Annotated in this window: 28 protein-coding genes; 16 read left to right on the plus strand and 12 right to left on the minus strand. The window is 64.6% G+C overall.

Annotation, left to right across the window (positions count from 1 at the left end; genetic code table 11):
- Positions 1–4: 4 nt before the first annotated feature.
- The 5 genes from GC121_RS05275 to GC121_RS05295 all read left to right on the plus strand — a co-directional run bounded on the left by GC121_RS05275 (position 5) and on the right by GC121_RS05295 (position 4,512).
- Entirely contained in the window at positions 5–1,207 is a 1,203-nt protein-coding gene (locus GC121_RS05275; protein WP_151973094.1) for a murein hydrolase activator EnvC, read from the plus strand.
- A 228-nt stretch (positions 1,208–1,435) separates the two neighbouring features.
- Positions 1,436–2,788: a S41 family peptidase gene (locus tag GC121_RS05280; protein WP_151973095.1), complete on the plus strand. Its 1,353-nt coding sequence runs from the start codon at positions 1,436–1,438 to the stop codon at positions 2,786–2,788.
- A gap of 31 nt (positions 2,789–2,819) precedes the next feature.
- Positions 2,820–3,281: a disulfide bond formation protein B gene (locus GC121_RS05285; RefSeq protein WP_151973096.1), complete on the plus strand. Its 462-nt coding sequence runs from the start codon at positions 2,820–2,822 to the stop codon at positions 3,279–3,281.
- Positions 3,278–3,802 carry a demethoxyubiquinone hydroxylase family protein gene (locus GC121_RS05290; protein WP_151973097.1) on the plus strand — a complete coding sequence of 175 codons (525 nt, stop codon included), beginning with the start codon at positions 3,278–3,280 and terminating at the stop codon, positions 3,800–3,802. The genes GC121_RS05285 and GC121_RS05290 overlap by 4 nt, the downstream gene beginning before the upstream one ends.
- A gap of 80 nt (positions 3,803–3,882) precedes the next feature.
- Positions 3,883–4,512 carry a hypothetical protein gene (locus GC121_RS05295; RefSeq protein ID WP_199857760.1) on the plus strand — a complete coding sequence of 210 codons (630 nt, stop codon included), beginning with the start codon at positions 3,883–3,885 and terminating at the stop codon, positions 4,510–4,512.
- 22 nt (positions 4,513–4,534) lie between these two features.
- Here GC121_RS05295 and GC121_RS05300 read toward each other — a convergent pair whose 3' ends face one another.
- From GC121_RS05300 to GC121_RS05315, 4 genes are read right to left on the minus strand one after another with little or no spacing between them, the layout of a single operon-like run.
- Positions 4,535–4,942, minus strand: a complete 408-nt coding sequence (locus GC121_RS05300; RefSeq protein ID WP_151973098.1) for a GFA family protein — start codon at positions 4,940–4,942, stop codon at positions 4,535–4,537.
- Between the two features lie 48 nt (positions 4,943–4,990).
- Positions 4,991–5,794, minus strand: coding sequence for an enoyl-ACP reductase FabI (fabI, locus tag GC121_RS05305; RefSeq protein ID WP_151973099.1), 804 nt, complete (start codon positions 5,792–5,794; stop codon positions 4,991–4,993).
- A complete protein-coding gene (locus GC121_RS05310; RefSeq protein WP_151973100.1) occupies positions 5,791–6,813 on the minus strand; it encodes a YihY/virulence factor BrkB family protein in 1,023 nt (340 codons plus the stop codon). The genes fabI and GC121_RS05310 overlap by 4 nt, the downstream gene beginning before the upstream one ends.
- A 46-nt stretch (positions 6,814–6,859) precedes the next feature.
- Complete coding sequence (locus GC121_RS05315) at positions 6,860–7,816, minus strand: DnaJ C-terminal domain-containing protein (protein WP_151973101.1); 957 nt, start codon at positions 7,814–7,816, stop codon at positions 6,860–6,862.
- Between the two features lie 191 nt (positions 7,817–8,007).
- On the opposite strand from GC121_RS05315, the gene pdxH reads away from it, so the two are divergent.
- The 3 genes from pdxH (at position 8,008) to GC121_RS05330 (ending at position 10,452) form a co-directional block, all read left to right on the plus strand.
- Positions 8,008–8,619, plus strand: coding sequence for a pyridoxamine 5'-phosphate oxidase (gene pdxH / locus GC121_RS05320; protein WP_151973102.1), 612 nt, complete (start codon positions 8,008–8,010; stop codon positions 8,617–8,619).
- A 94-nt stretch (positions 8,620–8,713) separates the two neighbouring features.
- Entirely contained in the window at positions 8,714–9,649 is a 936-nt protein-coding gene (locus tag GC121_RS05325) for a cation diffusion facilitator family transporter (RefSeq protein WP_151973103.1), read from the plus strand.
- Positions 9,646–10,452: a PhzF family phenazine biosynthesis protein gene (locus tag GC121_RS05330; RefSeq protein WP_151973104.1), complete on the plus strand. Its 807-nt coding sequence runs from the start codon at positions 9,646–9,648 to the stop codon at positions 10,450–10,452. Before GC121_RS05325 ends, GC121_RS05330 begins: the two co-directional genes overlap by 4 nt.
- On the opposite strand, the gene GC121_RS05335 is transcribed toward GC121_RS05330, so the two are convergent.
- Positions 10,437–11,582 carry a serine hydrolase gene (locus tag GC121_RS05335; RefSeq protein ID WP_151973105.1) on the minus strand — a complete coding sequence of 382 codons (1,146 nt, stop codon included), beginning with the start codon at positions 11,580–11,582 and terminating at the stop codon, positions 10,437–10,439. The two genes, GC121_RS05330 and GC121_RS05335, sit on opposite strands and share 16 nt — an antisense overlap.
- A 33-nt stretch (positions 11,583–11,615) precedes the next feature.
- On the opposite strand from GC121_RS05335, the gene GC121_RS05340 reads away from it, so the two are divergent.
- Positions 11,616–11,963 (plus strand): hypothetical protein, encoded by a 348-nt coding sequence (locus GC121_RS05340; RefSeq protein ID WP_151973106.1) that lies wholly within the window; start codon positions 11,616–11,618, stop codon positions 11,961–11,963.
- Here GC121_RS05340 and mnmA read toward each other — a convergent pair.
- The gene (gene mnmA, locus GC121_RS05345; protein WP_151973107.1) at positions 11,960–13,129 is read right to left on the minus strand and encodes a tRNA 2-thiouridine(34) synthase MnmA; all 1,170 of its coding nucleotides are present in this window, start codon (positions 13,127–13,129) and stop codon (positions 11,960–11,962) included. The genes GC121_RS05340 and mnmA overlap by 4 nt on opposite strands.
- A 146-nt stretch (positions 13,130–13,275) precedes the next feature.
- Between mnmA and GC121_RS05350 the strand changes: the two genes are divergently transcribed.
- The 6 genes from GC121_RS05350 (at position 13,276) to GC121_RS05375 (ending at position 20,516) form a co-directional block, all read left to right on the plus strand.
- Positions 13,276–13,638, plus strand: coding sequence for a hypothetical protein (locus tag GC121_RS05350; protein WP_151973108.1), 363 nt, complete (start codon positions 13,276–13,278; stop codon positions 13,636–13,638).
- Positions 13,635–13,934, plus strand: coding sequence for a DUF1153 domain-containing protein (locus tag GC121_RS05355; protein WP_151973109.1), 300 nt, complete (start codon positions 13,635–13,637; stop codon positions 13,932–13,934). Before GC121_RS05350 ends, GC121_RS05355 begins: the two co-directional genes overlap by 4 nt.
- A gap of 114 nt (positions 13,935–14,048) precedes the next feature.
- Positions 14,049–14,309, plus strand: a complete 261-nt coding sequence (locus tag GC121_RS05360) for a GlsB/YeaQ/YmgE family stress response membrane protein (RefSeq protein WP_151973110.1) — start codon at positions 14,049–14,051, stop codon at positions 14,307–14,309.
- 237 nt (positions 14,310–14,546) lie between these two features.
- Positions 14,547–15,767, plus strand: coding sequence for an efflux RND transporter periplasmic adaptor subunit (locus GC121_RS05365; protein ID WP_151973111.1), 1,221 nt, complete (start codon positions 14,547–14,549; stop codon positions 15,765–15,767).
- A gap of 5 nt (positions 15,768–15,772) precedes the next feature.
- The gene (locus GC121_RS05370; RefSeq protein ID WP_151973112.1) at positions 15,773–19,252 is read left to right on the plus strand and encodes an efflux RND transporter permease subunit; all 3,480 of its coding nucleotides are present in this window, start codon (positions 15,773–15,775) and stop codon (positions 19,250–19,252) included.
- 55 nt (positions 19,253–19,307) lie between these two features.
- On the plus strand, positions 19,308–20,516 hold the full coding sequence (locus GC121_RS05375; RefSeq protein ID WP_151975607.1) for a DUF445 domain-containing protein: 1,209 nt from the start codon (positions 19,308–19,310) through the stop codon (positions 20,514–20,516).
- On the opposite strand, the gene GC121_RS05380 is transcribed toward GC121_RS05375, so the two are convergent.
- The 5 genes from GC121_RS05380 to sucC form a co-directional block, all read right to left on the minus strand.
- The gene (locus GC121_RS05380; RefSeq protein WP_151973113.1) at positions 20,513–21,430 is read right to left on the minus strand and encodes a hypothetical protein; all 918 of its coding nucleotides are present in this window, start codon (positions 21,428–21,430) and stop codon (positions 20,513–20,515) included. The genes GC121_RS05375 and GC121_RS05380 overlap by 4 nt on opposite strands.
- Positions 21,431–21,478: 48 nt before the next feature.
- Positions 21,479–22,405, minus strand: a complete 927-nt coding sequence (locus tag GC121_RS05385) for an electron transfer flavoprotein subunit alpha/FixB family protein (RefSeq protein ID WP_151973114.1) — start codon at positions 22,403–22,405, stop codon at positions 21,479–21,481.
- Between the two features lie 123 nt (positions 22,406–22,528).
- Positions 22,529–23,275: an electron transfer flavoprotein subunit beta/FixA family protein gene (locus tag GC121_RS05390; protein WP_151973115.1), complete on the minus strand. Its 747-nt coding sequence runs from the start codon at positions 23,273–23,275 to the stop codon at positions 22,529–22,531.
- Positions 23,276–23,481: 206 nt separating this feature from the next.
- Positions 23,482–23,718 (minus strand): hypothetical protein, encoded by a 237-nt coding sequence (locus GC121_RS05395; protein ID WP_151973116.1) that lies wholly within the window; start codon positions 23,716–23,718, stop codon positions 23,482–23,484.
- A 25-nt stretch (positions 23,719–23,743) separates the two neighbouring features.
- A complete protein-coding gene (gene sucC, locus GC121_RS05400) occupies positions 23,744–24,943 on the minus strand; it encodes an ADP-forming succinate--CoA ligase subunit beta (protein ID WP_151973117.1) in 1,200 nt (399 codons plus the stop codon).
- 102 nt (positions 24,944–25,045) lie between these two features.
- On the opposite strand from sucC, the gene GC121_RS05405 reads away from it, so the two are divergent.
- Positions 25,046–25,828 carry a 3'(2'),5'-bisphosphate nucleotidase CysQ gene (locus GC121_RS05405; RefSeq protein WP_151975608.1) on the plus strand — a complete coding sequence of 261 codons (783 nt, stop codon included), beginning with the start codon at positions 25,046–25,048 and terminating at the stop codon, positions 25,826–25,828.
- A gap of 71 nt (positions 25,829–25,899) precedes the next feature.
- Here GC121_RS05405 and GC121_RS05410 read toward each other — a convergent pair whose 3' ends face one another.
- Positions 25,900–26,580, minus strand: a complete 681-nt coding sequence (locus tag GC121_RS05410; RefSeq protein WP_199857761.1) for an OmpA family protein — start codon at positions 26,578–26,580, stop codon at positions 25,900–25,902.
- Positions 26,581–26,748: the final 168 nt, after the last annotated feature.

The raw sequence follows: 26,748 nt of genomic DNA on the forward strand, positions 1-26,748 counted from the left end.
CGCGATGCACCGCACCATCCTTCTCGCAGGCTCGGCCCTCATTTTCGCCGGAGCCGCGCTCGGCCAGAGCGCCAGCCCGTTCGCCAGCGATGGTGAGGCGCGGCAAGCCCTCGCCGAGGCTTTGGAGGAACGCGCCGCTGCCGAGGATCGCAGCCGCCGCCTCGAACGCGAGGCCGATGCCGCCGAGAGCGAGGCGGAGCGCGCCGCGCGCCAGTCCGCCGCGCTCGCCGCGCGCATCCAGCAGGCCGAAGCCGGCATCGCCGCCGCCCGTGCCCGGATGGCGCTGCTCGACGAGGAACGCAGTGAATTGCGCGAGACGCTGGGCCGCGAGCAGCAACCACTGATCCGCCTCACCGCTGCACTCCAGCAATTCTCGCGCCGCCCGGTCGCGCTCTCGCTGCTGCGTCCGGGCGAAATCAGCGACATCGTCTATTTGCGCGCCATCTTGCACAATGCCGTCCCTGCGGTGGAGGCAAATACCGCAGGATTACGCGGCCAGATCACCCGCGCCGCGACTTTGCGTGAGGAAACCGCGCAAACCACAGGAGCCTTGCAAGCCGAAGAGCGCGCGCTGGCGGAACGCCAGGTCGAACTCGCCGATATCGAAAGCGCCCGCCGCCTCGCCGCGCGCGAGGCCGGAACCGCCGCCGACCGCGAGGCCGAACGCGCGCTGGCGCTCGCCGAACAGGCGCGCGATCTGGACGGGCTGGTGGAAGAGCTGGAAGGCGCGGCGACGCTGCGCCAACGGCTCGCCGCTTTGCCCGGCCCCGAACTGCGCCCGGGCAGCAATAGCGGCAATGCGCCCGCCGCCCCGACTGCCGCCGCAACCACTGCCGACCGCTCCGCCCCGCGCCCCTATGTTCTGCCCGTCACCGGTCGCACCGTCGCCGGGTTCGGCGCATCGCAGGGCGCCGGGCTGAGCCAGGGCTTGACGCTGGCGCCCATCGCCGGGGCACAAGTGATCGCTCCCGCTGAAGGCCGGGTAGGGTTTGCCGGTTCCTATCGCGGCTTTGGCCGGATCGTGATTATCGAGCACGAAGGCGGCTGGACGAGCCTGATTACCGGCCTCGCGCGGCTCGATGTCCGCACGGGGCAGGAACTGGTCGGCGGCGCGCCGCTGGGCATTGCCGGGCCGGGCAACCCACAGATCACGCTCGAACTGCGCCGTGATGGCGAGCCGGTGAACCCGCTCCTTTATACTCGCTAATTATGTTCGGCCCGCGCATCCGCGCGTGCCATCCTCGGTGCTATTCGCTTCGCCAGAACTTCGTTCCGGCTGCGCGGCACCTGCGGGTCGGCCGCTTGGCCTCGGTCACTCGCTTTGCTCGTGAACGCGCCTCGTTACCCATCAAAACCCCCGCCCAAAACCTCATCTGGCGTTCAGACCGCAGCTGCGATACACCCCCGCTCGGGACAGTGCCCGTGCAGGAATGATATGAAGACCAGACTCTCGACCAAATTCGCTCCCGCCATCCGCGCTGCGGCGCTGTGCACCGCGGTGGCGCTGGTGCCCGCCACCACCTCCGCACTCGCGCAAATGGAAGGGCGCGCATCGCCCGAATTCCAGCGGCTGTTCGCCACCTACCAGCGGATCAAGACCAGCTATGTCGAGCCGGTGGAGGACGAAGTCCTGATCCGCGGCGCGATTGACGGGATGCTGGCCGCGCTCGATCCGCACAGCGCCTATCTCGATGGCACCCAGCTCGAACGCCTCACCACCATGATTGACGGCAATTACCAGGGGCTGGGCATTTCGATCCAGATGGATGACGGCGCGGTGCGCATCATCTCGCCCTTCCGTGGCAGCCCTGCCGAGACGGCGGGCCTCGCTGCGGGCGATTACATCACCCATATCAATGGCGAGCTGATTTACGGACAGGATGTCGATTACGCGGTCTCGCAAATGCGCGGCCCGGCAGGCTCCTCGGTCGAACTGACGATTTTCCGCCCAGGGCGCGAGGATTCCTTCGACGTCACCGTAACGCGCGGCGTAATCGAGCTGGAGCCGGTGACCTGGGAACTGCTCGACGGCAATATCGCGCATATCTCGGTCAATGAATTTTCCGCCGATGTCGGCGCTGACGTGCTCGCCGGACTGCGCGCCTTGCAGGAAGAGGCGACCGGAGAGCTGGCGGGCATCGTGCTCGATCTGCGGCGCAATCCGGGCGGCTCGCTCGATGAAGCGGTGGCGCTGTCCGATCTGTTCCTCGATTCAGGCCAAATCGTCTCGCAGCGCGGGCGCACGCGGCGCGATTCGCTCTATTACGATGCCGAAAGCGTCTATCGCGGCGATGTGGCGGAAGGCATTCCCATCATCGTGCTGATCGACGAAGGCTCGGCCTCGGCTTCCGAAATCGTCGCGGGCGCGCTGCAGGATCACCGCCGCGCGCTGGTGATGGGCGAACGCAGCTTCGGCAAGGGCAGCGTGCAGACGCTGTTGCCGCTCACCCGCGATTCGGCGCTGAAGCTGACGACGGCGCGGTACTACACGCCCTCGGGCCGCAGCGTGCAGGAGAACGGGATCGAGCCCGATATCCGCGTGCCGCAGCTGTCCGATCCCGATGCCGAACGCCGCCAGCGCCTTGCGCTGCGCGAAAGCGATCTGCGCGGGCATCTGATCAACGAGATCGGCGCGGAAGACGATACGCTCGAACGCGACCGGCTGGACGATCCGCGCTTCCAGCTGACCGCTGCGCAGCTGGAGGAAATGGGGATCGAGGATTTCCAGCTCGATTACGCGGTGCGCACGTTGCGGCGGCGGGCGGGTGTTTCGGTAGCGCGGAATTGAGGCGATCCTTGGCAATCGCTAGGCGGGATTCATGACCCAACCTCTCCCTACATCGGACCGCATCGCCCAGCGGCTGGCGCTGGCCGTGCCCGCGCTGCTGCTGGGCGGGGCCTATCTCTCGCAATACGGCTTTGGCCTCTATCCGTGCGAAATGTGCTGGTGGCAGCGTTACCCGCATTTCGCTGCGCTGGCACTGGCGCTGCTCTCGCTCTTCGCGCCGCCCCGGCGGATGTGGATCGCGCTGGCGGCGGGGGGAATTCTCACCTCGGGCCTGATCGGCGGGTTCCATGCCGGCGTCGAATATGGCTGGTGGCAGGGCATTACCGGCTGCGCGACGGGCGCGTCCGACCCACTCAGCTTCGATGTCGTGCGTTGCGACGTTGCACCGTGGTCTTTCATCGGTATTTCGCTCGCCGGGTGGAATGCGCTTCTTTCTATCGGCAGCGCGATGGCCATATGGGTGCTGCTGCTGGCGAAGGAGAGAACCGCATGACTGCCACCAAAGACCGTTCGGAAATGATCCGCGTCGATCAGGCGGGCGAGTTTGGCGCGACGCGCATTTATGCCGGGCAACTCGCCGTAATGGGCGAACGCGGCCCGCATTCGGCGGAAATCCGCGCCATGGCAGAGCAGGAGCGCGTCCACCGCGAGGAGTTCGACGCGCTGATGGCGAAGCGCGGCGTGCGGCCCACCGCGCTGCAACCGTTCTGGAACCTCGCCGGATACGCGCTGGGCGCGGGCACCGCGCTGATCGGCCCCGAAGCCGCGATGGCCTGCACCGCAGCGGTCGAGACCGAGATCGACAAGCATTATTCCGACCAGCTCGCCGAGCTGGAAGCCGATGGCGATGATCCCGAACTCGCCGCGATGATCCACCGCTTCCGCGAGGACGAGCGCGAGCACCGCGATACCGCCTTCGAGCATGGCGCGGAGAAAGCGCCCGCCTATCCGCTGCTCTACGCCGCGATCCGGCTGGGCTGCAAAGTGGCGATCAAGGTCTCGCAGAAGGTCTGAGCCTGCGCGCGCTGCTTCATGGCGCATTCAAGCTGGGTTCTGCTATGGGTGACGGACATAACACTGATCCGAGGTTTTCGATGAGTCGCTTGCTCACCCTGTCCGCCGCTGCACTGGTCGCGATCACCGCGATGCCCGCTGCCGCGCAAGACCGCCCTGCGCAAGGGCCCGCGCAGCCGCCCGAATACAGGGTCAACCAGCTTATCATTTATGGCGAGGACCCGTGTCCGCAGTCCGATGACAACACCATCAATGTCTGCGCGCGGCTGGCTGAAAGCGAGCGCTATCGCACCCCGCCGCGGTTGCGCAATGTGAACTCGCCCGCCAATGAAAGCTGGACGAACCGCGCGGAAAGCCTTGAGGTTTTGGGCGCCTTCGGCCCGCTCAGCTGCACGCCCACGGGGCTAGGCGGCGACAATGGCTGCACGCTCGAAATGATCGAGGCCGCCTATGCCGAACGCGCGCAGGGCAGCGATGTGCGCATGGGCCAACTGGTCGCCGAAGCGCGCGCCGAACGCCTGTCCGAGATCGACGGCAATGCCGCGCTGACACAGGCCCGGGTTGAGGAGCTGGAGCGCGCCGAGTTCGAACGCCGCCGCGCCGCGCAGGGCGAGACGCTGCCCGACGAAGAAGGCCCGCCGCCGGTGCTGGTCGATCCGAGCCGCATTCCGGCCGAACCGCCCGCGGTTCCGCCGACGCGGGACGATTGATCGCGCACCTCCGGGGGTGGCGTCAGCCTTCTCCGGGAAAGCGGTCAAACCCTGGTAGCGTATCGAGGGCTGCCATGTAGCTTCGCCGCTCCGCCAGCTGGATTTGCGCTTGCGGCGGAATGGCATCGGGCTCGTCGAGAGTGACCGACTGAATGTCGACGATCCCCGGCAAAACAGCTTCGTTCACGAAAAAGAGCGGCGTGCCGCAGGTGCCGCAAAACGCGCGCATCGAACCCGAAGGGGCAGTGTAGCGGACAGGCTCTCCCTGCGTCACGCTGAACCCTTCGGCGGGCATCGCCAGCCACGCGAGCACCGGTGCCCCGCTCGCCATCTGGCAATCGCGACAGTGGCACAGCGCATGATGCGCTGCTGTTCCCTCGGCTTCATATCGCACCGCGCCGCAGCGGCAGCCGCCTGTAATCTTCCCCATTCCCATGCCTTCTCTTGAAAAAGAGGAGAACATTACACGAACACAGGCTCAGCTCAAAGCAATATCCGGCGCGTCTTCCTGTTTCATCCCGACGACATGATAGCCCGCATCGACGTGGTGCGTCTCGCCGGTCACGCCCGATGAGAGGTCCGAGCAGAAATACAGGCCCGCACCGCCGACATCTTCGATGGTGACATTGCGGCGCAGCGGCGCGTTCAATTCGTTCCACTTCAGAATATAGCGGAAATCGCCAATCCCGCTCGCCGCCAGCGTCTTGATCGGCCCCGCGCTGATCGCGTTTACGCGGATACCGTCCGGCCCCAGATCATTGGCGAGATATTGCACGCTGGTTTCCAGCGCCGCCTTGGCGACGCCCATCACATTGTAATGCGGCACGACCTTTTCCGCGCCGTAATAGGTGAGCGTCACGATGCTGCCGCCATCACTCATCAGCGGCGCGGCGCGTTTGGCGGCGGCGACCAGCGAGTAGGCGGAAATGTTCATCGTCATCAGGAAATTGTCGAGGCTGGTATCGACATATTTGCCGCGCAGCTCGTTCTTGTCCGAAAAGCCGATGGCGTGGACGAGGAAATCGAGCTTGCCCCAGCGGCTTTCGATCTCCGCAAAGGCCGCATCCATTGCTGCCATGTCGGAGACATCGCATTCGATCAGGAAATCGCTGCCCACTTGCTCGGCCAGCGGGCCGACGCGCTTTTTCAAGGCTTCGCCCTGATAGGAGAACGCCATTTCCGCGCCATGTTCGTGCAGCTTTTTGGAAATGCCCCAGGCCAGCGACTTGTCATTCGCCAGCCCCATGATGAGGCCCTTTTTGCCTGCCATCAGACCCGTCATTGCGATACTTCCTCCGTCCTGTCTGCCTGCGCCCGATGGCCCGGATCGCCGAGTCGGCGGCGTTCCTCCTCGGGCGTTTCGGCCAGCGCGGCGTTCAATTCCGCTCCGGCGACAACTCCTAAGCCTACCAGCCAGAAAAAGAAAAGCGCGATCATGAAACCGGCCAGCGGGCCGTAGGTCAGATCGTAAGTGAACAGGCCGCGCAGCAAGGGCGGCAGGACGACTGTCACTGCAAACCACCATACTGTCACCAGCAGCGCGCCGGGCCATTTGGGATACCGCTTGCCGCGGTATTTCGGCGGAGTCAGCGCCACGAACAGCAAGAGGATCGAACCATAAAGGACAATCGTCGGAATGATGCGTGACCATTCGAGCGTGTTCACCACGGTATAGAATTGGGGCATCGCCGCCTCGATCACTTCCTGCGCCGTGCCGATCATCACTTGCGCGATCAGCGACGTCATCAGCAACAGCACCGCGCCGATGATGATGGCGGTGGTGGCCAGCCGGTATTGCCAGAACGCCCGCGTCGCCCGCGTGCCATAGGCGCGGCGCAGAATGTCGCGGATCGTTTCGATCAGGCTCCCCACCGTCCAAAGACCGATGGCGCCGCCGATCCAGAGGAGCCAGCCGCTGCGCGCATCGATCACGCTGCGCGCCGCCGGGCCGATCACGTCCGCGACCACCGGCGGCATCGCGGTGAGCAGCGCATCGATGGTCGCCACGCGGTCGGCATAGTCGCCCGCCACGCTGAAAATCGCCGCCGCGGTGATGAAGAAGGGGAAAATCGCCAGCACTGACATATACGCAAGGTTGCCGGCGTGGATGGTGCCATCGTTGAAGGTGCTCACCACCACCCGCTTGAGCACCACCCAGGCGCGCGTGCCGGGACCGATGCGGGTGTGCAGATCGGCAAATTCAGCCGGTTTGTGGACGTCGCGCGCGCGGGCCTCGGGCGAGTAATCGGGCAGCGGCTGCCCGCTTTCGCTATCGCGCGGCGAAGGAGTGTGCGGAGCCATTGGCGGGGGAGACTAACAGCGCGGGCCGCGATTGGCCAACAGGCAATCAGCCGCCCATGTCGCTGCGCGGATTGGCGGGGTCGCTCCAGCCGTCGAGCTTTGCGGCAAGCTCTGCCACATCCTCCGGCAACTGGATTTCGAGCGTGACGAGCTGGTCACCGCGCCCGCCGCCCTTCTTGCTCCAGCCCTTGCCCTTCAGCCGCAGCACCTTGCCCGAGCTGGAACCCGGCGCGATGGTGAGCATCACCGCGCCGTCCACCGTGGGCACTTTCACCTTCGCGCCATGCACCGCTTCGCTCAGGGTAATCGGCAGATCGAGGCGGACATCATCGCCCTCGCGCCAGAAATGCGCGTGCGGCGTGACGGAAATCGTCACAATCCCGTCGCCCGTGCCGCCGGGGCCCGCCTGGCCCTTGCCCTTCAGCCGCATTTGCGTGCCGTCTTCGACGCCCTCGGGCAGCGAAAGGTCAATGGTCTTGCCATCGGCCAGCGCAATACGCTGCTTGGCGCGGGCAGCAGCATCCACGAACGGCACGGTCAGCTTGTAGCGGATATCCGCGCCCTTGCGCGGCGGGGGCGGCGGAGGAGAGCGGAATTGCGCACCGCCAGCGCGCGCACCGCCGCCACCACGCCCGAACAGCCCTTCGAAAAGATCGCCCAGATCCATGTCCTCGGTACCAAAGCCTTGGAAGTCGGACGAGGAATATTGCCGCCCGCCCGCGCCATTGAACCCGCCGCCGGGGCGCGATCCGCCAAAACCGCCCCCGAAAGGCGAGCGCGGATTGCCGTCCGCATCAATCTCGCCGCGATCAAACTGTGCGCGCTTGGCCTTATCCGACAGCAGATCATAAGCCTGCGTGACTTTGGAAAACCGCTCCGACGCGTCGGGCTTGTCCTTGTTGCGATCGGGATGCAGCTCTTTCGCCAACGTGCGGTAGGCAGACTTGATCTCCGCCTCGCTCGCCTGCCGGCCAACGCCAAGAGTGGTGTAGGGATCGCTCATGGTGTGTTAGGTAGGTAAAGCGCGGGTTTTGCGCAAGAGACGGCTTTCCTACGCTGCCCCACAGGTTTAGGGCTGCGCGCATGACCGCTCGCCCTTGTCCGGAATTGGCTTCATTTGAGACCAACGGGATTTTCTCTCCTGAACCCTGTAACAGGTGTAACAGGTTCCGGCCAAGCCATTGAAAGAAAACGATGTCTGAAGACACTATCCCGACCGCCGATCCCTTCGCCATCTTCGATGACTGGTTCGCCGAAGCGCAGGCGAGCGAGCCGAACGATCCCAACGCCATGTGTTTGGCGACCGCTACGCCCGCGGGTCTTCCCTCGGCGCGGATGGTGCTGCTGAAGGGCCATGATGCGCGCGGTTTCGTGTTCTACACCAATGCGCAGAGCCGCAAGGGCGGGGAAATCCGCGCCAATATGCAAGCTGCGCTGCTATTCCACTGGAAAAGCCTGCGCCGCCAGATCCGCATCGAAGGCCCGCTGGAAGAAGTCACCAGCGCAGAGGCCGATGCCTATTTCCACTCGCGCCCCTTTGTCAGCCAGGTCGGCAGCGTAGCAAGCGACCAGTCGCGCCCGCTGGACAGCCGCGAGACGTATCTGGAGCGAGTCGAAGCCATCAAGGCGCAATATGAGGCAGCGGGCCAAGTCCCGCGCCCGCCGCACTGGACGGGCTTTCGCGTGAAGCCCGTCGCCATCGAGTTCTGGCATGACCGCCCCAACCGCCTGCACGAACGGCGGCAGTTCGTGCGCTCCGCTGACCATGCGGGGGATGGCTGGACCAGTACGCTGCTGTATCCGTGATGATTGGACTCACAACAGCCGCTCGTCCTGAGCCTGTCGAAGGACGCGAGTGCCAACGTCCTTCGACAGGCTCAGGACGAGCGGGGGGAGTGGAATGAACGACACCCGCGCCTCGCTCACCCGCAGTGCCGCGCTTGCCTCGATCAGCTTGGCGCTGTTTCTTGGCGTGCTCAAAGGCTGGGCGGTGTGGCAGACCGGCTCGACCGCGATGCTCGGCTCGCTGGCAGATACGACGCTTGATCTGGTGGCGAGCATTGCGACGCTGCTCGCCGTCTGGGTCGCGGCGCATCCGGCGGATGACAACCACCGCTTCGGCCACGGCAAGGCAGAGGCGCTCGCAGCCCTGTTCCAGGTCATCCTCATCACGCTGTCGGCGGGCGCCATCGCTTTCCGCGCGGTATTGCGGTTGGTCGAGGGCGGGGAAACCCGCGCGGCAGAGGCGGGGATCGGGGTCTCGCTGGTTGCGATTGTCGCCACCCTCGCGCTGGTCGCGTGGCAGCGGCACGTGGTGAAGCGAACGGGATCGGTGGCGATTGCGACCGACCAATTGCATTACCAGTCCGACCTGCTGCTCAATCTTGCGGTGATCGCGGCGCTGGTGCTCGACCAATATGCCGGGTGGAGCCAGGCCGATCCGCTGTTCGGCCTCGGCATTGCGGCGTGGCTGCTGTGGAATGCGTGGCAAGCGTCGGGCGAGGCGATCAATCACCTGATGGACCGCGAATGGCCCGAAGAGCAACGTCGCGCTTTCGTCGAGCGGGCCGCGCGGCATCCGGAGCTCGCCAAAATGCACGATCTGCGCACCCGCACCAGCGGCACGCAGGATTTCGCGCAGTTCCATGTCGATCTGCCAGCCAGCATGACCGTGGCCGAGGCGCATGACGTGATCGAGCGGGTGGAGGCGGACTTGCTCGCAGCCTTCCCCAACACCGAAATCCTCATCCATATCGACCCGGAGGGCCATGTGGACGAGCCCGGCAATGTCCTGGTCGAGGCGGACGAGTTCAAAAAGCTGGAGAACGGACAATGAATGCAATCGCCGTCCCCTATTGGCATATCGATGCCTTCGCCGACCGCCTTTATGGCGGCAATCAGGCGGCGGTGGTGATCCTCGATGCGTGGCCCGCCGACGAGGTGATGCGCGACATCGCGGCGGAAAACCTGTTTGCCGAAACCGCCTTCCTGTTGAAGGACACCAGCGGCGCGGCCGATTGGGAACTGCGCTGGTTCACGCCGACCAGCGAGGTGAAAATGTGCGGCCATGCAACTCTGGCGAGCGGCCATGCGGTGCTGACCCACGATGGCAGTGAGAAGGTGACATTCCGCACCCGCAATGCAGGCATTCTCGAAGTCGCGCGCGATGCGGCAGGATACGCGCTTTCGCTTCCCGCAGGCCGAGTCGAGGAACGCGCGATGCCCGATTTGCTGGCGGCGCTCGGCGTGACAGGCACAGTCTTCGATACTGTCGAGGGGGTCGAAGAGACCGCGATCATCCTGCTCGAAGACGAGGCTGCCGTTCTGGCCGCCGCGCCGGACATGGCAGCCTTGGGCGCTATCGACCGGATGGCGATCTGCACCGCACCGGGCATCGCCACCGATGTTGTCAGCCGGGTCTTCGTGCCCGCATGGGGGGTGCCCGAGGACAGCGTGACGGGTGCCGCTCATGCGGCGCTCACACCTTTCTGGTGCGACCGTCTAGGGCGGGAGAGCTTCACGGCCTACCAAGCGAGCGAGCGCGGCGGGCATTTGCGCTGCACCCGCGCCGGTGAGCGCGCCATCTTGAGCGGCCAGTGCGTGACCGTTGCCGAAGGGCGCTTCTACGTTCCGGGATAGAGCCGGAAAATGTCGGCGAGTTGCTCGACCAGCGCGGGCCGCTGCTCGCCTTCGGTCACGCCCAGCCGCACCACGGTGAGCCGCTGTTCGGGCGAGACGATGACATATTGCCCCAAATGGCCGACCAGCGCGAAGGCGCTTTCCGGCCCCTGATCGGGGAACAGTACCACGCGCTCGGTGCCCGAATCGCGGTTGAGCCAGAGCTGCGCGCCGTAATCGCCCGTGGCGGGGTTCTCCGCGCGCATAAAGTCGATCCATCCGCGCGGCACGATCTGCGCGCCCGCGACCGAGCCGCCATTGCGCAGGAATTCGCCGATCCGCGCCCAGTCGCGCGGGGTGGCCCAGATCGCGCTGCCGCCCACCAGCGTGCCCGCCGCGTCATATTCGCCGCGTAAGGATTCCAGCCCCAGCGGCACGGCGAGCCGCGCGTCGAGAAATTCCGCCATTATCGCCTGCCGCGCGCGCGCATCGCCATCGGGCGCAAGCACATCGGTGGCGATATCGGACAGGATCACGCTGCTCGCGGTCGAATACTGGAAATGCGTGCCCGGATCGTATTCGAGCGGCTGCGCTTCCGCCCAGGCCGACATATCGTCGCGCCCTTCCATGAACATCATCCGCACTTCGGAGGATTCGAACGCCGGATCGTGCCGCTCGCGGTGGCGCAGGCCGGATCGCATTTGAAGGAGGTGGCGCAGCGTGATCTCGGCGCGCGGATCGCCGCTGCGCTGCCATGTGTCGACCGGCGCCGCTGCATCGAGGCTAAGCCGCCCGTCCGCCACCATCATCCCGATCACCAGCGCGGTGACCGTTTTCGACATCGACCAGCCGATTTGTGGCGTTTCCGGCCCGAAACCCTCGGCATAGCGTTCCGCCACAATCTCGCCGCGATGCATCACGATGACCGCGCGGGTTTCGCCAATGCCTTCGGCGGTGAACAGTTCATCCACCGCGCGCGCCAGCTGCTCGCGCGAGACCCCGGGCTCGACCACCACCGCTTCCATCGCCGCGTCTGACAAAGGCGGTGGCGGAGGCGGGCCATCTTGCGAACAGGCGGCAAGCGCCAGCAGCGCGGCAAAGGCCACTGGCGAGCGGAGACAAGCGGGGCTAAGGGCGGGGCGGCGCGACATCGGTGGCGCGCTCTTTCCAATAGAGGCGAGCGAATGGCAACTGCAAAACGGGCAAAAGCGGGCTGGGGCACCATCACTTTCCGTGTGTTGGCGCTGGCGGGCATTGCCGGCGGCCTGCTGTGGTTCTTCTTCGGCGCGTTCGCCAGCGGGATGAGCGTGGCGGGCACAGGCTACGCGGCGAAGACTGCCTGTTCCTGCCGCTTCCTCTCCGGACGCGAACTGGGCTCCTGCGACGCGGATCTGGGTGGTGGCTTCGCCATGGTCTGGCTGAGCGAGGATGCCGACGAGCAAAGCGTCACCGCCACCGTCCCCGGCCTCGCCAGCACAACGGCAACCTATCAGGACGGCCCAGGTTGCGTGCTCGAAAGCTGGGAGGGCTAGGTGCTTACCGTAGCCGTCGCGTCGATCCAGCCGCCGCCGACCACGCGGTCGCCCGCATAGATCACCGCTGCCTGTCCCGGCGCGACGCCATATTCGGGCGCGGCGAAGTGCAGCGTCACAGTCGCACCATCCCCCAGCGGACCGTCGAGCGTGACCGGCACCGGCTTGGCGAGCGAGCGCACTTTGGCGGTGAGCGGCGCATCGGGCAGCGGGCCGATGCGGTTGGTCTCCACGATGGTGGCCGAACCGACCGCCAGCATCTGCTTTGGCCCCACGCGCACCTCAGCCGTCTCCGCATCGAGCGCGATCACATAGAGCGGTTCGGGCTGACCGCCGATCTCCAGCCCGCGCCGCTGGCCGACGGTGTAATGGATGATCCCCGGATGCTGCCCCAGCACCGCACCGGTTGCGGCATGGACGATATCGCCCGGCCGCCCGCCTTCGGGACGGATCTTGGTGACGATTTTGGCATAATCGCCATCGGGCACGAAGCAGATGTCCTGACTGTCGGGCTTGTTCGCCACGACCAGACCGAAGCTCTCGGCGATATCGCGCACCTGCGCCTTGGGCAGGCCGCCGAGCGGATAGCGAATGTATTCGAGCTGCTCTTCGGTGGTGGCGTAGAGGAAATAAGACTGGTCGCGCGCCGGATCATGCGCGCGGTGCAATTCGACGCCTGCCGCGCCGCGTTCGCGCCGGACATAATGACCGGTGGCGAGGCAATCGGCACCCAGTTCCTTTGCCATCCGCAGCAGATCGGTGAATTTCGGCCCCATATTGCACCGGATGCAGGGAATGGGCGTGCGGCCCGCCAGATATTCGTCGGCAAAAGTCTCGACGACCTCCTCGCGGAAGCTCGATTCGTGGTCGAATACATAATGCGCGATGCCCAGCCGGTCGGCGACCATTTGCGCGTCACGGATATCGTCGCCCGCGCAGCAGGCCCCCTTGCGCCCCGTCGCCGCGCCGTAATCGTAAAGCTGCAGCGTAATGCCGATCACTTCCGCGCCCGTCTGCGCGGCCAAAGCGGCGACCACCGAACTGTCCACTCCGCCCGACATGGCGACGACAATCCGGCACTCTGCCGCAGGGCGCGGCAGGTCGAACAGGGCTTCGGCGTTAACCGCGTCTGGCGATGCAGAAGTGGTGGCAGGCAATGCAGGCATGGCCGCGCCCATACACGCTTGCGCACTGCGGCAAAACCCCCGCGATAGCAGCGCCGAAGGGTCGCGTGCGGCGCGGTTGAATTTGTAACAGATGGTTAAGCGCGATTTTACCCGATCTTGACGCTTGCTGCCTAAAGACGTCAGCCATGTTCGAAGGAAAACCGCCTTTTGCGCCCGAGGCGCGGGTTTGGAAGCATGGCGAGGCCGTGGAGGATTCGCTGTGCCCGGTCGACTGGGACGAGCTGAAGGCCCGGTTGGCCGCAGCGCGCGACTTGCGCAGCGAATGGAGCGATGCGGCAGTGTGCGAGGATGCCAGCTTCGATGCCGATTCGGCACGGCGGCTGGCGGCCCGGCACGACCGGATCGACGAACTCGCCTTCGACGACCCGCCCCTAGCCAATGGCAAAGGCGGCGTTAACCCTGATGATTTAGCCAATGGCAAAGGGGCTTGCCCCACTATTGGCCGGCAAAGCGAAAATGGCGAACCGGCCAATCGAGGAAACACATGATCGAGAACCAGAAAATCCGTCCGGCACAAGTCATCGGTCCGCTCGGCGAACCGTTGACGCTGGCAGATCTGCCGGCGCCCAGCACAAAACGCTGGGTGGTGCGCCGCAAGGCCGAGGTCGTGGCGGCCGTGAATGGCGGGTTGCTGACGATTGACGAAGTGCTCGAACGCTATGGTCTGACGCTGGAAGAATTCGCCGGTTGGCAGCGCGCGGTCGACCGTTCGGGGATGCAGGGCCTGCGCGTCACCCGCATCCAGCATTACCGCGATCTCTACGAACGCCAGCTCAAATACTGATTTTTCTTTCGTAAAATCTGCTAACGCACATGGGGAGTCCCGGAACATCGGGGCTCCCCTTTGCGTTTGGGGTTTGTCCCGTGGGTTCGGGGGAAACGAAAGAGGAGATAGAATATGGGTTGGATTGCAACAATTATCCTTGGCGGCATCGCCGGTTGGCTGGCAAGCAAGGTCATGGGTCGCGATGCCTCGATGGGCATTCTTTTGAACATTGTGGTCGGTGTGATTGGCGGCCTGATCGGCAGCTTCATCGGCAACTACACCGGTTTCCTGACGGACGATGCTGGTTGGATCATGTATCTGGTCACCGCAACCATCGGCGCGGTGGTGCTGCTGGGCATCATCAACCTTGTGCAGCGCGGCAAGGTTCGCTGATCGCCCGCATCAGGCGAACAATCGTAGGGCGGAGTGCTGCGGCGCTCCGCCCTTTTCATTTGCGCTTTGTCGATGGCAGTGCCCCGCTCGGCGAGGTTTGCATTGCGCCTGCCCGCCAAGCCCGCCAAAGGGCAGGCTCGGGGCAAGCGCATATAGTCGCATCCATGCATTCGCTGTGCTAAAGCCCTAACGCACCTCTGGCCGCAGCGCGGCCATCCAGACCAGGGCAATGGGCCGATGAATTACGAAACACGCGTCGCTGCAGACAACGAAGCCGGTTCAATGGTGACCAATGCCGGACATGGCGGCACTCCCGCCGCCGGTGAAGCTGCACCCGCGCGCCGCCGCAATCTGTGGATCGCGATTGCCGTGCTGGTGATCGGCGCGATCATCGCCGCCTTCATGCTATCGGGCGGCGAGGAAGAAGCGCCCTTCACGCCCAGCGCCGAAGATGCCGCCACTCTGCCCGCCGTTACCGTTGCCGTGCCCGGTTCGGGCACATTGGAAGGCGTGATTAACGCAACCGGCACGCTGGCGGCGCGGCGCGCGATTCCTGTCGGCGTGGTCGGTGAAGGCGGACGGGTGACGCAGGTCACCGTCGATGCCGGAGACTGGGTGCGCGCCGGGCAGGTGCTGGCGGTGATCGACCGTTCGGTGCAAAACCAGCAGCTTGGTGCACTTTCGGCGCAAATCGATGTGGCGCAGGCCGATGCCGATCTGGCGCAAGCCAATCTCGACCGCGCGCTGCAATTGGTGGAGCGCGGCTTTATCAGCCAGGCCGATATCGACCGGCTCACCGCCACCCGCGATGCGGCTGTGGCCCGCGTGAATGTCGCCCGCGCGCAATTGGGCGAACGGCGCGCGCGCAATGCGCAGCTCAATATTGTCGCGCCCACCTCGGGGCTGGTGCTTGAGCGCATGGTCGAACCCGGCCAGACCGTAGGCGCAGGCTCGGGCGCGCTGTTCACGATTGCGCAGGGCGGCGAGATGGAATTGCTCGCGCGGATCGGCGAGAACGAGTTGAGCCAGCTTGGCGTCGGGATCAGCGGCACAGTGACGCCGGTGGGCACCGATCAGCAATTCACCTGCCAGATCTGGCAGATTTCGCCCGTGATCGACGAAACCTCACGGCAGGGCACGGCGCGCTGCGCATTGCCGTATGACCGCGCGCTGCGCCCCGGCGGTTTTGCCGGTATCACGCTGGCGAGCGGCACCTCGGTCGCCACCCGCCTGCCCGAAAGCGCGGTGCTGTCGGACGATGAAGGCAGCTATGTCTATATCGTCAACGCCGAGGACACGGTGGAACGCCGCGATGTGGAGCTGGGCGCGATCAGCGATGATGGCATTGTGATTGCCGGCGGAATTGACGGCAGCGAGCGCGTCGTGCTGCGCGCAGGCGGCTTCCTCGCCCCGGGTGACCGTGTGCGCCCCGTGCGCGAAGGTGCGGCGCAAGAGTAGGCCCGATGGATTTCAGCCAAGCCTCCGCCTGGGCGATTCGCAACCCGATCGTCCCCATCCTCGCTTTCATCGGCCTGATGTTTGCAGGCGTGCTGGCGTTCAACGATATGGACGTGCAGGACACGCCGGACATCGAATTCCCGGTGGTGCAGGTCAGCATTTCCCAACCCGGCGCGGCCCCGTCCGAAGTCGAGAACCAAATCACCCAGCGGGTCGAGGCGGCGGTCGAAACGCTTGACGGGATCGAGAATATCTATTCCTCCGCCAGCGAGGGCAACAGCTTCACCAGCATCGAATTCGCGCTCGGCACCGACATTGCCGAAGCGGTGAACGAGGTGAAGAGCGAGATCGACAATATCCGCGGCGAATTGCCCGACGGAATTCTCGAACCGCGCGTCTTCAAACAGCAAACGAGCTCACAGCCGATCGTCAGCTTTGGCGTGGCTGCTGACGATATGACGCTGGAGGAGCTGAGCTGGTTCATCGACGATACGGTGACCAAGGAATTGCTCACGGTTGACGGGCTTGCCGAAGTCAGCCGGCGCGGCGGGGTGGACCGCGAAATCCTTGTGATCCTCGATCCCGCGCGGATGCAGTCGCTTGGCGTCACCGCCAGCCAGGTCAACACCGCGCTGCGGCAGGTCAATTTCAACGCAGCGGGCGGGCAGGCGGAAATCGCCGGATCGCGCCAGTCGGTGCGCGTGCTGGGCAATGCCGAGACCGCGTATGAACTCTCGCAAATGCAGCTCAATCTGGGCGGCGGGCGGACGGTAAAGCTCGCTGATATCGCATCGGTTTCGGACAGCTTCGGCGAAGTGCGCACGGTGGCCAAGGTGAACGGCCAGCAGGTCGTCACCTTCTCCGTCACCCGCGCGCGCGGTGAAAGCGATGTGCGCGTGTATGATGACGCGGTCGAAGTGTTGCAGCGGCTGGAAGAGGCCAATCCCGGCATCACGTTTACCCGCCTCTTCACCGAAGTCGATTACACGCGCGGCCAGTATGAAAGCAGCATGGCCTTGCTGGTGGAAGGCGCGCTGCTGGCGGTGATCGTGGTGTTCCTGTTCCTGCGCGATTGGCGCGCGACGCTGATCGCGGCTTTGGCGATCCCGCTATCCGCCATCCCGACCTTCTATTTCATGGAAGCGTGGCTCGGTTTCTCGCTGAACACGCTCTCGCTGCTCGCGCTCGGCCTCGTGGCGGGGGTGCTGGTGGATGACGCGATTGTCGAGATCGAGAATATCGTGCGCCATATGCGCATGGGCAAAACCGCCTATCAGGCGAGTATCGATGCGGCGGACGAAATCGGCCTGCCTGTGGTGGCGACGACCTTCTGCATCGTCGCGGTGTTCCTGCCGGTTGGTTTGATGCCGGGCATTTCCGGCCAGTTCTTCAAGAATTTCGGCCTGACTGTGGTGGTCGCGGTGCTGATGAGCCTTGCGGTCGCGCGCCTGATCACCCCGATGGCAGCGGCCTATTTCCTCAAGGCCGAAGGGCACGGGACGCATGGCGAAGGCCCGATGATGGACCGCTATATGCGCGTGCTGCGCTGGTCGCTCGACACCAAGGCGTTCCGCGCAATGCGGCGGCGGCTGGGTTTCCAGGGCACGCGCTGGTGGCTCGTCCCTTTCAACATCCTGATTGGCGCGCTGACGGTGGCGGCGATCATGGGACTGATGGCGCTCGGCGCTCCGGCCGAAGAAGCGGCTGCTGCGGCGGCGGCGACTGCGGCTCCGGCGGAGCAGGAATTGCCGCCATGGTGGCTGATCGGCCTCGGCATCTTCCTGATCTGGTGCCTCGGCGCTCTGGTGACGATGATCGTTGGCGGAGTGCTCGGGCGGGGCAAGGATGCAGCGGAGCAGAACGCGCTGATGCGCCGTGCGCGCTATGTGTCCGCCCGCTTCCTCGATCACCGCGTGTGGATGATGCTGCTGGGTGTGGCCTCCTTTGGCGCAACGATCCTAATCGCGGCGCAGCTGCCAGTGCAGTTCTTCCCCGATACCGATAGCGATTTCAGCCGCGTCAGCATCAATATGGTGCCCGGCACCACGCTCGAACAGACCGAGGAAGTGGTCGACCGCATCGCCGCGCGCCTCAGCGAAGAGCAGGAAGTCGCGATTGCGCTGGGCACTTCCTTCGAAGGATCGGGCAATATCAGCCTCGTGCTGCGCGAAGACCGCGCGCGCACCAGTATGCAGTTCGAGCGCGAGCTGACCCCGCTGTTGCAGGACATTCCCGATGCGCGGGTCAATTTCCAGAACAACCAGGGCGGCGGCGGCGGCACGGGCCGCGCGATTTCGATCATGCTGTCGGGCTCCGACCCCGAATTGCTCGACGCCACCGCCACAACTTTGGTCGAACAGATGGCAACGGTCGAAGGTGCGGTCGCGCCGCGGGTCGAGCGTGATTTGCAGCGCCCTGAATTGATTATCGAGCCGCGCGAGGATCTTGCCGCCAGCCTTGGCGTCACCACCGCCGCGCTCAGCCAGGCGATCCGCATCGCGACGCTCGGCGATATCGACCAGAACGCCGCGCGTTTCTCGCTGTCCGACCGGCAGATCCCCATTCGCGTGCGATTGTCCGAAACCGCGCGGCGCGATCTGGCGACGATCCAGAACCTGCCCGTGCCCACTTCGGGCGGCGGCTCGGTGCCGTTGAACCGCGTCGCGGACATTTCGCTCGGCATGGGGCCAACCTCGATCGAGCGGTTCAACCAGAGCCGCCGTGTCTTCGTCGGCCTCGACATCGCGCCCAATGTTGCGCGCGGCGATGTGCTGCTGGCGATCAACGCGCTGCCGATCATGGAAAACCTGCCAGCAGGCGTTTCCAATATGCCGGTGGGCGCGGATGAATGGCAGGCCGATCTGGCGCGCGATTTCCAGACCGCGCTGATCACCGGCCTGTTCCTCGTCTTCGGCGTGCTGGTGCTGCTCTACCGCCGCATCGTGTCACCGCTCGTGAACATGGGCTCGCTGCTGCTTGCCCCGCTTGGCGGCTTCGTTGCGCTGGTGATTGCGGGCTATCTCGAAGGCTTCTCCAGCGGCAACTTCGCCCCGCTGCCCATTTCGATGCCGGTGTTTATCGGGATGCTGCTGCTGCTCGGCATTGTCGCCAAGAACTCGATCTTGCTGATCGACTTCGCTATCGAGGAAATGGATCGCGGCGCGGACAAATTCGCCGCCATCATGGAAGCGGGACACAAACGCGCGCAGCCGATTGTGATGACCACCGTCGCCATGACCGCTGGCATGATCCCCACCGCCATTTCGCTGAGCGGCGATGGCGGCTGGCGCGCGCCGATGGGCACCACGGTGATCGGCGGGCTGATCCTCTCCACCGTGCTGACGCTGGTGATTGTGCCTGCCGGTTTCAGCCTGGCAGACGGGATGGAGAAAAAGCTCGGGCCGTGGCTGCGCGAAAAGTTCCTCACCTATAAGCCGGGCGACAATGCCGCCGACAAAGCTGCGGAGCCGCAGCCTGCCGAATAGTTCGAAACTGACCTTCGCCAGCGGCGCCCCTCTGCCGCCCGACAAGGCGCGGCGGATGCGCATCACCGCAACGCTTCTGCTGGTGGCGATGGCAGCGGTGTTTGTCGGCTCGCACCAGATGCTCGGCGCGCATCCCGCTTGGGGCTATGTCAACGCCTTTGCCGAGGCGGCGATGGTAGGCGGGCTGGCGGACTGGTTCGCGGTGACGGCGCTGTTCCGCCACCCGATGGGCATTCCCATCCCGCACACCGCGATTATCCCGGCCAACAAGGATCGCATCGCCGACACCATGGCGACCTTCCTGCGCACCAATTTCCTCACCCCCGTGGTGGTCGCGCGGCGGATGCGCAGCATGAACGTGGCGAGCGCGGCGGGCGATTTCCTCGTCAGCCGCAGCGCAGGCGAGCAAGGCCGCATCCGTGCAGGCGCGGGGCAGTTGCTGGTCGAACTGCTCGAAACGCTCGATCCTGACCGGCTCGGCCTGCAGGTGAAGGCGGGACTGGCGCGGCAGGCGGAGAAAATGGACGTCTCCCCGCTGCTCGGGCGGCTGCTCGAAAGCGCGATAGCGGGCAACAAGCACCGCCCGCTGATCGACAGCTTCATCCGCTGGGCGGGCGTGACGCTGGAGGACAATGAGGACATGGTGCGCGACGTGGTGCAAAGCCGCGCCAATGCCGTGATCCGCTGGACGGGGCTCGACGGGCGGCTTGCCAATTCGGTGCTCGATGGCCTGTACAAACTGCTCGCCGAAATGCACGTCGATCCCGAGCATCCGGTGCGCGGCAAGGTGGAGGAGGGGCTGGCGAAGCTGGCGCAAGACCTCCAGCACGACCCCGAAACCCGCGCCAAGGTGGAGCGGATGAAAAACGAGCTGCTCGCCAATCCGGCGGTGGCCGACTGGTGGATGGGCGTGTGGGAGCGGCTGCGCCATTCGCTGATCGCCAAGCTGCGCGATCCGGATTCGGCGCTGGGCGGACAAATGGGCGAAAGCCTCGCCGAACTCGGCCAGACGCTGCGCACCGATCCGCGCCTGCAAATGCAGATCAACCGCTTCGCCCGCCGCACGCTGGTGGGTGTGGTCAACCGCTATGGCGAACAGATCGTCAGCCTCGTCTCAACCACTGTGAAAAGCTGGGACGCGAGCACCATCACCCTGCGCATCGAACGCGCCGTAGGCCGCGACCTGCAATTCATCCGCATCAACGGAACGCTGGTGGGCGGACTGGTGGGGCTGGCGATTCATGGTGCGATCGAGGTTGTTTAGAGACTGCCGTCCGCATTGGGCGGGACAACCGCGATGAAAACAATTTGCTGCACGAGGAAATCGGTCACCGGATTGCCCTCGGCATCCAGCGCAACTTCAAACTCGGCATCCTCCATCAGCACGTCGCAGGTAACCGCTTCAATATCGCGCCGCGCCATTTGCGTGACGAGATCGCAGCGGGTCGCATTGCCGTTGCCATCGACGATCATCCGCACAGTCACCGGGCCGCGCGCGAAAATGCTGTCCCGCTCGCGGCCAAAGCGGCGGCCAAGATCGCGCGTCACTTCGCGGATATTGGTGATGCTCGGGTGCCGCTGGAAGCGGCCGCGCGCCGCCCAATCGACGCCATACTCCCGCAATTGTTGCAAAGTGCAGTCGTTGAATTGATCGAACACATCGCCGATCGGGCCGGTGTTGAGCACGAGCGAGGCATTGTCCTCGCCTTGCACGACAAAATGCCGGGTACGGCTGCCCCAATGCGATTCGACTTCGGCCATCGCCGGCCCCTCGCGGAAGGGCTGCCGGGCAAAGGCGAAGCCTTCGCGCGCGCCGATGCTCGCCGGGTTGCGCTGCGGAATGTCCAGCAATGTTCCCGCAGGAACAAAGCCTGCCGCCATGGCATCTTCATGGCTGAAGGCGGAGCCGATCACCGCGAACTGGACGTCCTGAAACGGCTGCAACCGGCGCATTACGAGGGTAACGCGCTGCTCACCACTGGCAAAAATCTGGCTGGCGGTGCAGCCCGATTCGCGCGGAGTGATGCGCCATTCGCGTGTCGGGTTGAGGCCACCGCCGCTGTCGATCACCGCCTGCGCTTCGGCAGACAAAGGCTGCTCCACGCTTTCCTGCGCGGATGCGGAGAGGGGAGCAAATGCGAGTGCTGCGCCTGACGCGCACAAAAGAAAATGCCTCATGCAGCAAGCCTATCAGGCGTGCCACATGAGGCAATAGTCTTTGATAAATCAGAGCTTACTCGTCAGCTCCGGCACGGCGGTGAACAAATCCGCCACAAGGCCGATATCCGCGACCTGGAAGATTGGCGCATCGGGATCCTTGTTGATCGCCACGATCACCTTGGAATCCTTCATGCCCGCCAGGTGCTGGATCGCGCCCGAAATGCCGACCGCGACGTAGAGTTCCGGCGCGACGATCTTGCCCGTTTGGCCGACCTGATAATCATTGGGCACATAGCCCGCATCCACTGCCGCGCGCGAGGCGCCGATGGCGGCGCCCAGCTTGTCCGCCAGCGGCGTGATATATTGCTCGAACGTCGGCCCGTCCTTCAGCGCGCGGCCACCCGAGACGATGATCCCCGCGCTGGTGAGTTCGGGGCGGTCGCTCTTCACCGCGTCCAGCTTCACGAACTGCGAAATCCCCGCATCGCCCGCGCCTGAAACCGCATCGACGCTGGCCGAGCCGCCTTCGGCAGCCGCCTTTTCGAATGCAGTGGTGCGCACGGTGATGACCAGTTTCGGATCGGAGGATTCGACGGTCGCAATGGCGTTCCCGGCATAGATCGGGCGCTTGAAGGCCTTGGGGCCGTCCACCGCGATAATATCCGACAGCTGCATCACATCGAGCATCGCGGCGACGCGCGGCAGCACGTTCTTGCCGGTGGTGGTGGCGGGTGCGAGCACCGCGTCATAGCCATCCATCAGCCCCGCGATCAGCGGCGCGACATTCTCGGCCAGGCCGTTGGCATAGGCGGCGTCGCCTGCATGGAGGACTTTCGACACGCCAGCAATTTTCGCGGCGGCATCGGCGGCGGCCGCAGACCCGGCGACCAGCACGTGAACATCGCCGCCAAGCTGGGCAGCAGCGGTGACAGTCGCAAGAGTTGCATCAGCGATGGCATCGCCAGCGGTTTCAGCAAGGACAAGATTGGCCATTATATTCTTACCTCAAAATCCGTTCGCCCTGAGCCTGTCGAAGGGCTGCACTGCAATCTGTAAACCCCGGTCCGTAAGAAAGGACAGTCCTTCGACAAGCTCAGGACACGCGAGGGATGTGTCTCACGCCACCCCGAGCGCTTTGAGTTTGGCGACCAGCGCGTCCACATCGGCGACGATTTCGCCTGCCTTGCGCACCGGCGGTTCGGCCACGTGGGTGGTGGTGATGCGCGGGGTCGTGTCCACGCCGTAATCGGCGGGGGTTTTGACCGCGAGTTCCTTCTTCTTCGCCTTCATGATGTTGGGCAGGCTGGCATAGCGCGGCTCGTTCAGGCGCAGATCGGTGGTGACGATGGCGGGAAGGGTGAGCTTCACCGTTTCCAGGCCGCCATCGACTTCGCGGGTGACCGAGACGCTATCGCCCTCAATCGCCACTTCGCTGGCGAAGGTGCCTTGCGGACGCCCCATCAGCGCGGCGAGCATCTGGCCGGTCTGGTTCGAATCGTCGTCAATCGCCTGCTTGCCGAGCATCACGAGACCCGGCTGCTCTTCATCGGCGATGGCTTTGAGGATCTTGGCGACCGCGAGCGGCTCCACCGCATCCTCGGTTTCCACCAGAATCGCGCGGTCTGCCCCCATGGCGAGCGCGGTGCGCAGCGTTTCCTGCGCTTTGGCCGGGCCGATGCTGACCGCGATGATTTCTTCCGCCTTGCCCGCTTCCTTCAGCCGGATCGCCTCTTCCACGGCGATTTCGCAGAACGGGTTCATGCTCATTTTGACATTGGCGAGATCGACGCCCGAGCCGTCCGCTTTGACGCGCGGCTTCACATTGTAATCAATCACCCGTTTGACGGGGACGAGAATTTTCATCGCTGTGCCCTCTTCACGATTCGGCCCTCTCCGGCCATCCAAGGTATGCCGCTTATGTAAACGACTTGACGTATACGTCAAGCAGCATTGGCCTGCGCCATCGTCCTTGCCCTGAAAGCACTAGGGCCGCAATTCCGAATTGGAAATGCGGCCCTTTGTGTGTGCGGGGTTGGTCGCCCCCGACGGTTCGCCGATATAAACGAGGGCTAGCCAGCTTCCCGCCGATCCAGCTCGGCCTGCAGCCGCTCAATGGTCTGCGCCGCTTCGGCCCGCTTCGCCTCGTCGCCATTGTTCTTCGCGACCATCCGCGCGTAGGCGATGTTTTGCTTTAACTGGCCCTTGGACAAGGTGGAGAGATCGTCAGAGGCAGCGGCTTTTGCGAAGCTCTTTTGTATCACCACCATGGCGAGCGCAGCGATGACCAATAGAATGACGTAGATCATGCCATGGTCCTCCTTGGCCCTGATGCTACGCCGCTTCCTTCACCTGCGCGACGATCTTCTTCGCGGCGTCGCCCAGATCATCCGCCGGGATGATCGGCAGGCCGGAATTGGCGAGGATATCCTTGCCCTGCTGCACATTGGTGCCTTCGAGGCGGACGACCAGCGGCACGTCCAGTTCAACTTCCTTTGCGGCGATCACAATGCCCTCGGCAATCGTGTCGCAACGCATAATGCCGCCGAAAATGTTGACCAGAATGCCCTTCACCGCCGGATCGGAGAGGATGATCTTGAACGCCGCGGTCACCCTCTCGGTCGTCGCGCCGCCGCCCACATCGAGGAAGTTGGCGGGGAAGGAGCCATTGAGCTTGATGATGTCCATCGTCGCCATGGCGAGGCCCGCACCATTGACCATGCAGCCGATATCGCCATCGAGCTTGATGTAGGCGAGATCATACTTGCTCGCCTCGACTTCCATCGCATCTTCCTCGGTCTCGTCGCGCATGGCTTCGACATCGGGGTGACGATAGAGCGCGTTCGAATCGAAGCTCATCTTGGTGTCGAGCACCAGCAGCTCCCCGCCCGCGGTTTCCACCAGCGGATTGATTTCGAGCATATCGCAATCGAGCGCGGTGAACGCGGTGTAAAGCTGGCTGGCGAGCTTGGCTGCTGCCTTGGCGAGCGCGCCGTCCAGCTTCAGCGCATTGGCCACCGCGCGGCCGTGATGCGGCATGAAGCGGGTGGCCGGATCGATAGTGATGGTGGTGATTTTCTCCGGCGTCGAATGCGCGACTTCCTCGATATCCATCCCGCCTTCGGTGGAAACGATCATGGCGATCCGGCTGCTTGCGCGGTCGATTACCATGGAGAGGTAGAATTCCTTGGCGATATCGACGCCATCGGTGACGTAGAGGCGATTGACCTGCTTGCCTGCTTCGCCCGTCTGCACCGTCACCAGCGTGTTGCCGAGCATTTCGGTCGCATCCTTGCGCACATCGTCGACGCTCTTGGCAAGGCGTACGCCGCCCTTGGCATCGGCGGGCAATTCGGCAAACTTGCCCTTGCCGCGGCCGCCCGCATGGATCTGCGCCTTCACCACATAGAGCGGCCCGGGCAGCATTCCGGCGGCCTCGGCCGCCTCCTCCACGCTCATCGCGGCGTATCCGGTGGGCACGCCAATGCCGAATTTGGCGAGCAGTTCCTTGGCCTGATATTCGTGGATGTTCATGGAAAAACCTTCGTCGTGAAAATGGATAATGCTGCGCTGCGCTAAAGCATCATCGCCGCGCGCTTGCAAACGCTACATTCGTCGATCATCTGGCAGGCAGACATGATCGACACGATGCGCTTTGAACAGATTTGCCGCGAAGCGGGCCATATGGCGCTGGGCCGGTGGCCGGGGGCGGGGCACGCGCTGAAAAGCTGGGAGAAATCGCCCGGCAGCCCGGTGTGCGAGGCTGATCTGGAAGTCGATGCCTTCCTGAAGCGCGAGCTGGGCGCACTGCTCCCCGCAGCAGGCTGGCTGTCCGAGGAGACCGCCGATTCGGCAGAGCGACTCGACGGCAGGCTCGTCTGGCTGGTCGATCCGATTGACGGGACGCGCGATTTCATTCGCGGGCGCAGCGGCTGGGCGGTGTCGGTCGCGCTGGTGAGCGGCGGGCGGCCCTTGATCGGGACGCTGGTAGCCCCCGCGCGCAGCGAAGTCTGGTCAGCTGTCGCAGGCAAGGGCGCTTGGCTGAATGGCGAGCGGTTGGCGGCGAGCACCCGCAGCCGGTTCCCCGGCGCGCGTGTTCCTGCCGATTCGCTGGCCAAGCCCGACCGCGATCTGACCATAGTCGACAAACCCAATTCGATTGCGCTGCGTGTGGCGATGGTGGCGAATGACCAGGCCGATCTGGTGGCGACATTGCGCTGGGGCTACGAATGGGACATCGCCGCAGCGGCCCTCATCGCGCGCGAGGCGGGGGCGCGCGTGACCGATGCCTTCGGCCATCCCCTCGTCTACAACAAGCGCGATCCGCGCGCTTTCGGGCTGCTGGTTTGCGCGCCCGCCATCCACGGCGCGGCGGTGGAGCGGCTGGCAGACCGCGCGGCGGAACTTTCGCGCCACTAACCTCCGCACGAGGGCGCAAAAAAGGGACGCCTTGCCGGGCGCCCCTTTCTCTCTCTTGCTCTAACAGGCTGTTAGTAGGCCGCTTCTACATCTTCCTGCGTTACCGGTGTGATACGGATTTCTACGCGGCGATTGGCTGCGCGGCCCGCTTCGGTGGTGTTGTCGGCCACCGGATACTGCTCGCCATAGCCAAGCGACTCGATCCGCGCGCGGGCAACACCGCGCGAGACGAGATAGTTGGACACCGATTCGGCACGGCGGCGCGACAGATCGAGATTGTAGCTATCGCTGCCGGTCGCATCGGTGTGGCCCATCACGTCGATCAGGCTGTTCGGATAATCGATCATGCTCTGCGCCACGCCGTCGAGCACTTCGCGCATGGCTGGGGTGATCGTGGTCGAATTGACCGCAAAGGTCACATCGGGGAAGGTCACCAGAATGCCGTCACCACCCGGGGTCTCGGTCACATCCACGCCGGTTCCGGCGGTCACTTCCTCGATTTCGCGGATCTGCTCGTCCATGCGGTAGCCGACATAGCCGCCCGCCGCCGCGCCAATGCCTGCGCCAACGATGCGCGCGGTGCGTCCGCCGATAAGGCCGCCGAGCAGATAGCCAAGGCCTGCCCCGCCAACGCCGCCAATGGCCGCGCGCGAAATCACCTGGTTGCCGGTGTTCGGATCGGTCACGCACGCGGTGGTCGTGCCGATCAGCGCAACCGCCGCCACACTCGTCGTCAGAAATTTCTTGGTCATGATATCCAGTCCTCCATCTCTCGCCTCGGGGACGCTTTTCCTAACAGGATTGCGCCGCTTTCCCAACATGGCAAATAATGCATGAACGGGAGCCGACGTTCCCGTAACTTTCTGTATCCCGACGTGAATGTCGCCCGCCCCGACGCATCGTAAGCGAGGCCTTCGCTT

It is taken from the genome of Erythrobacter sp. EC-HK427, from assembly GCF_902498745.1.
GTDB lineage: Bacteria > Pseudomonadota > Alphaproteobacteria > Sphingomonadales > Sphingomonadaceae > Alteraurantiacibacter.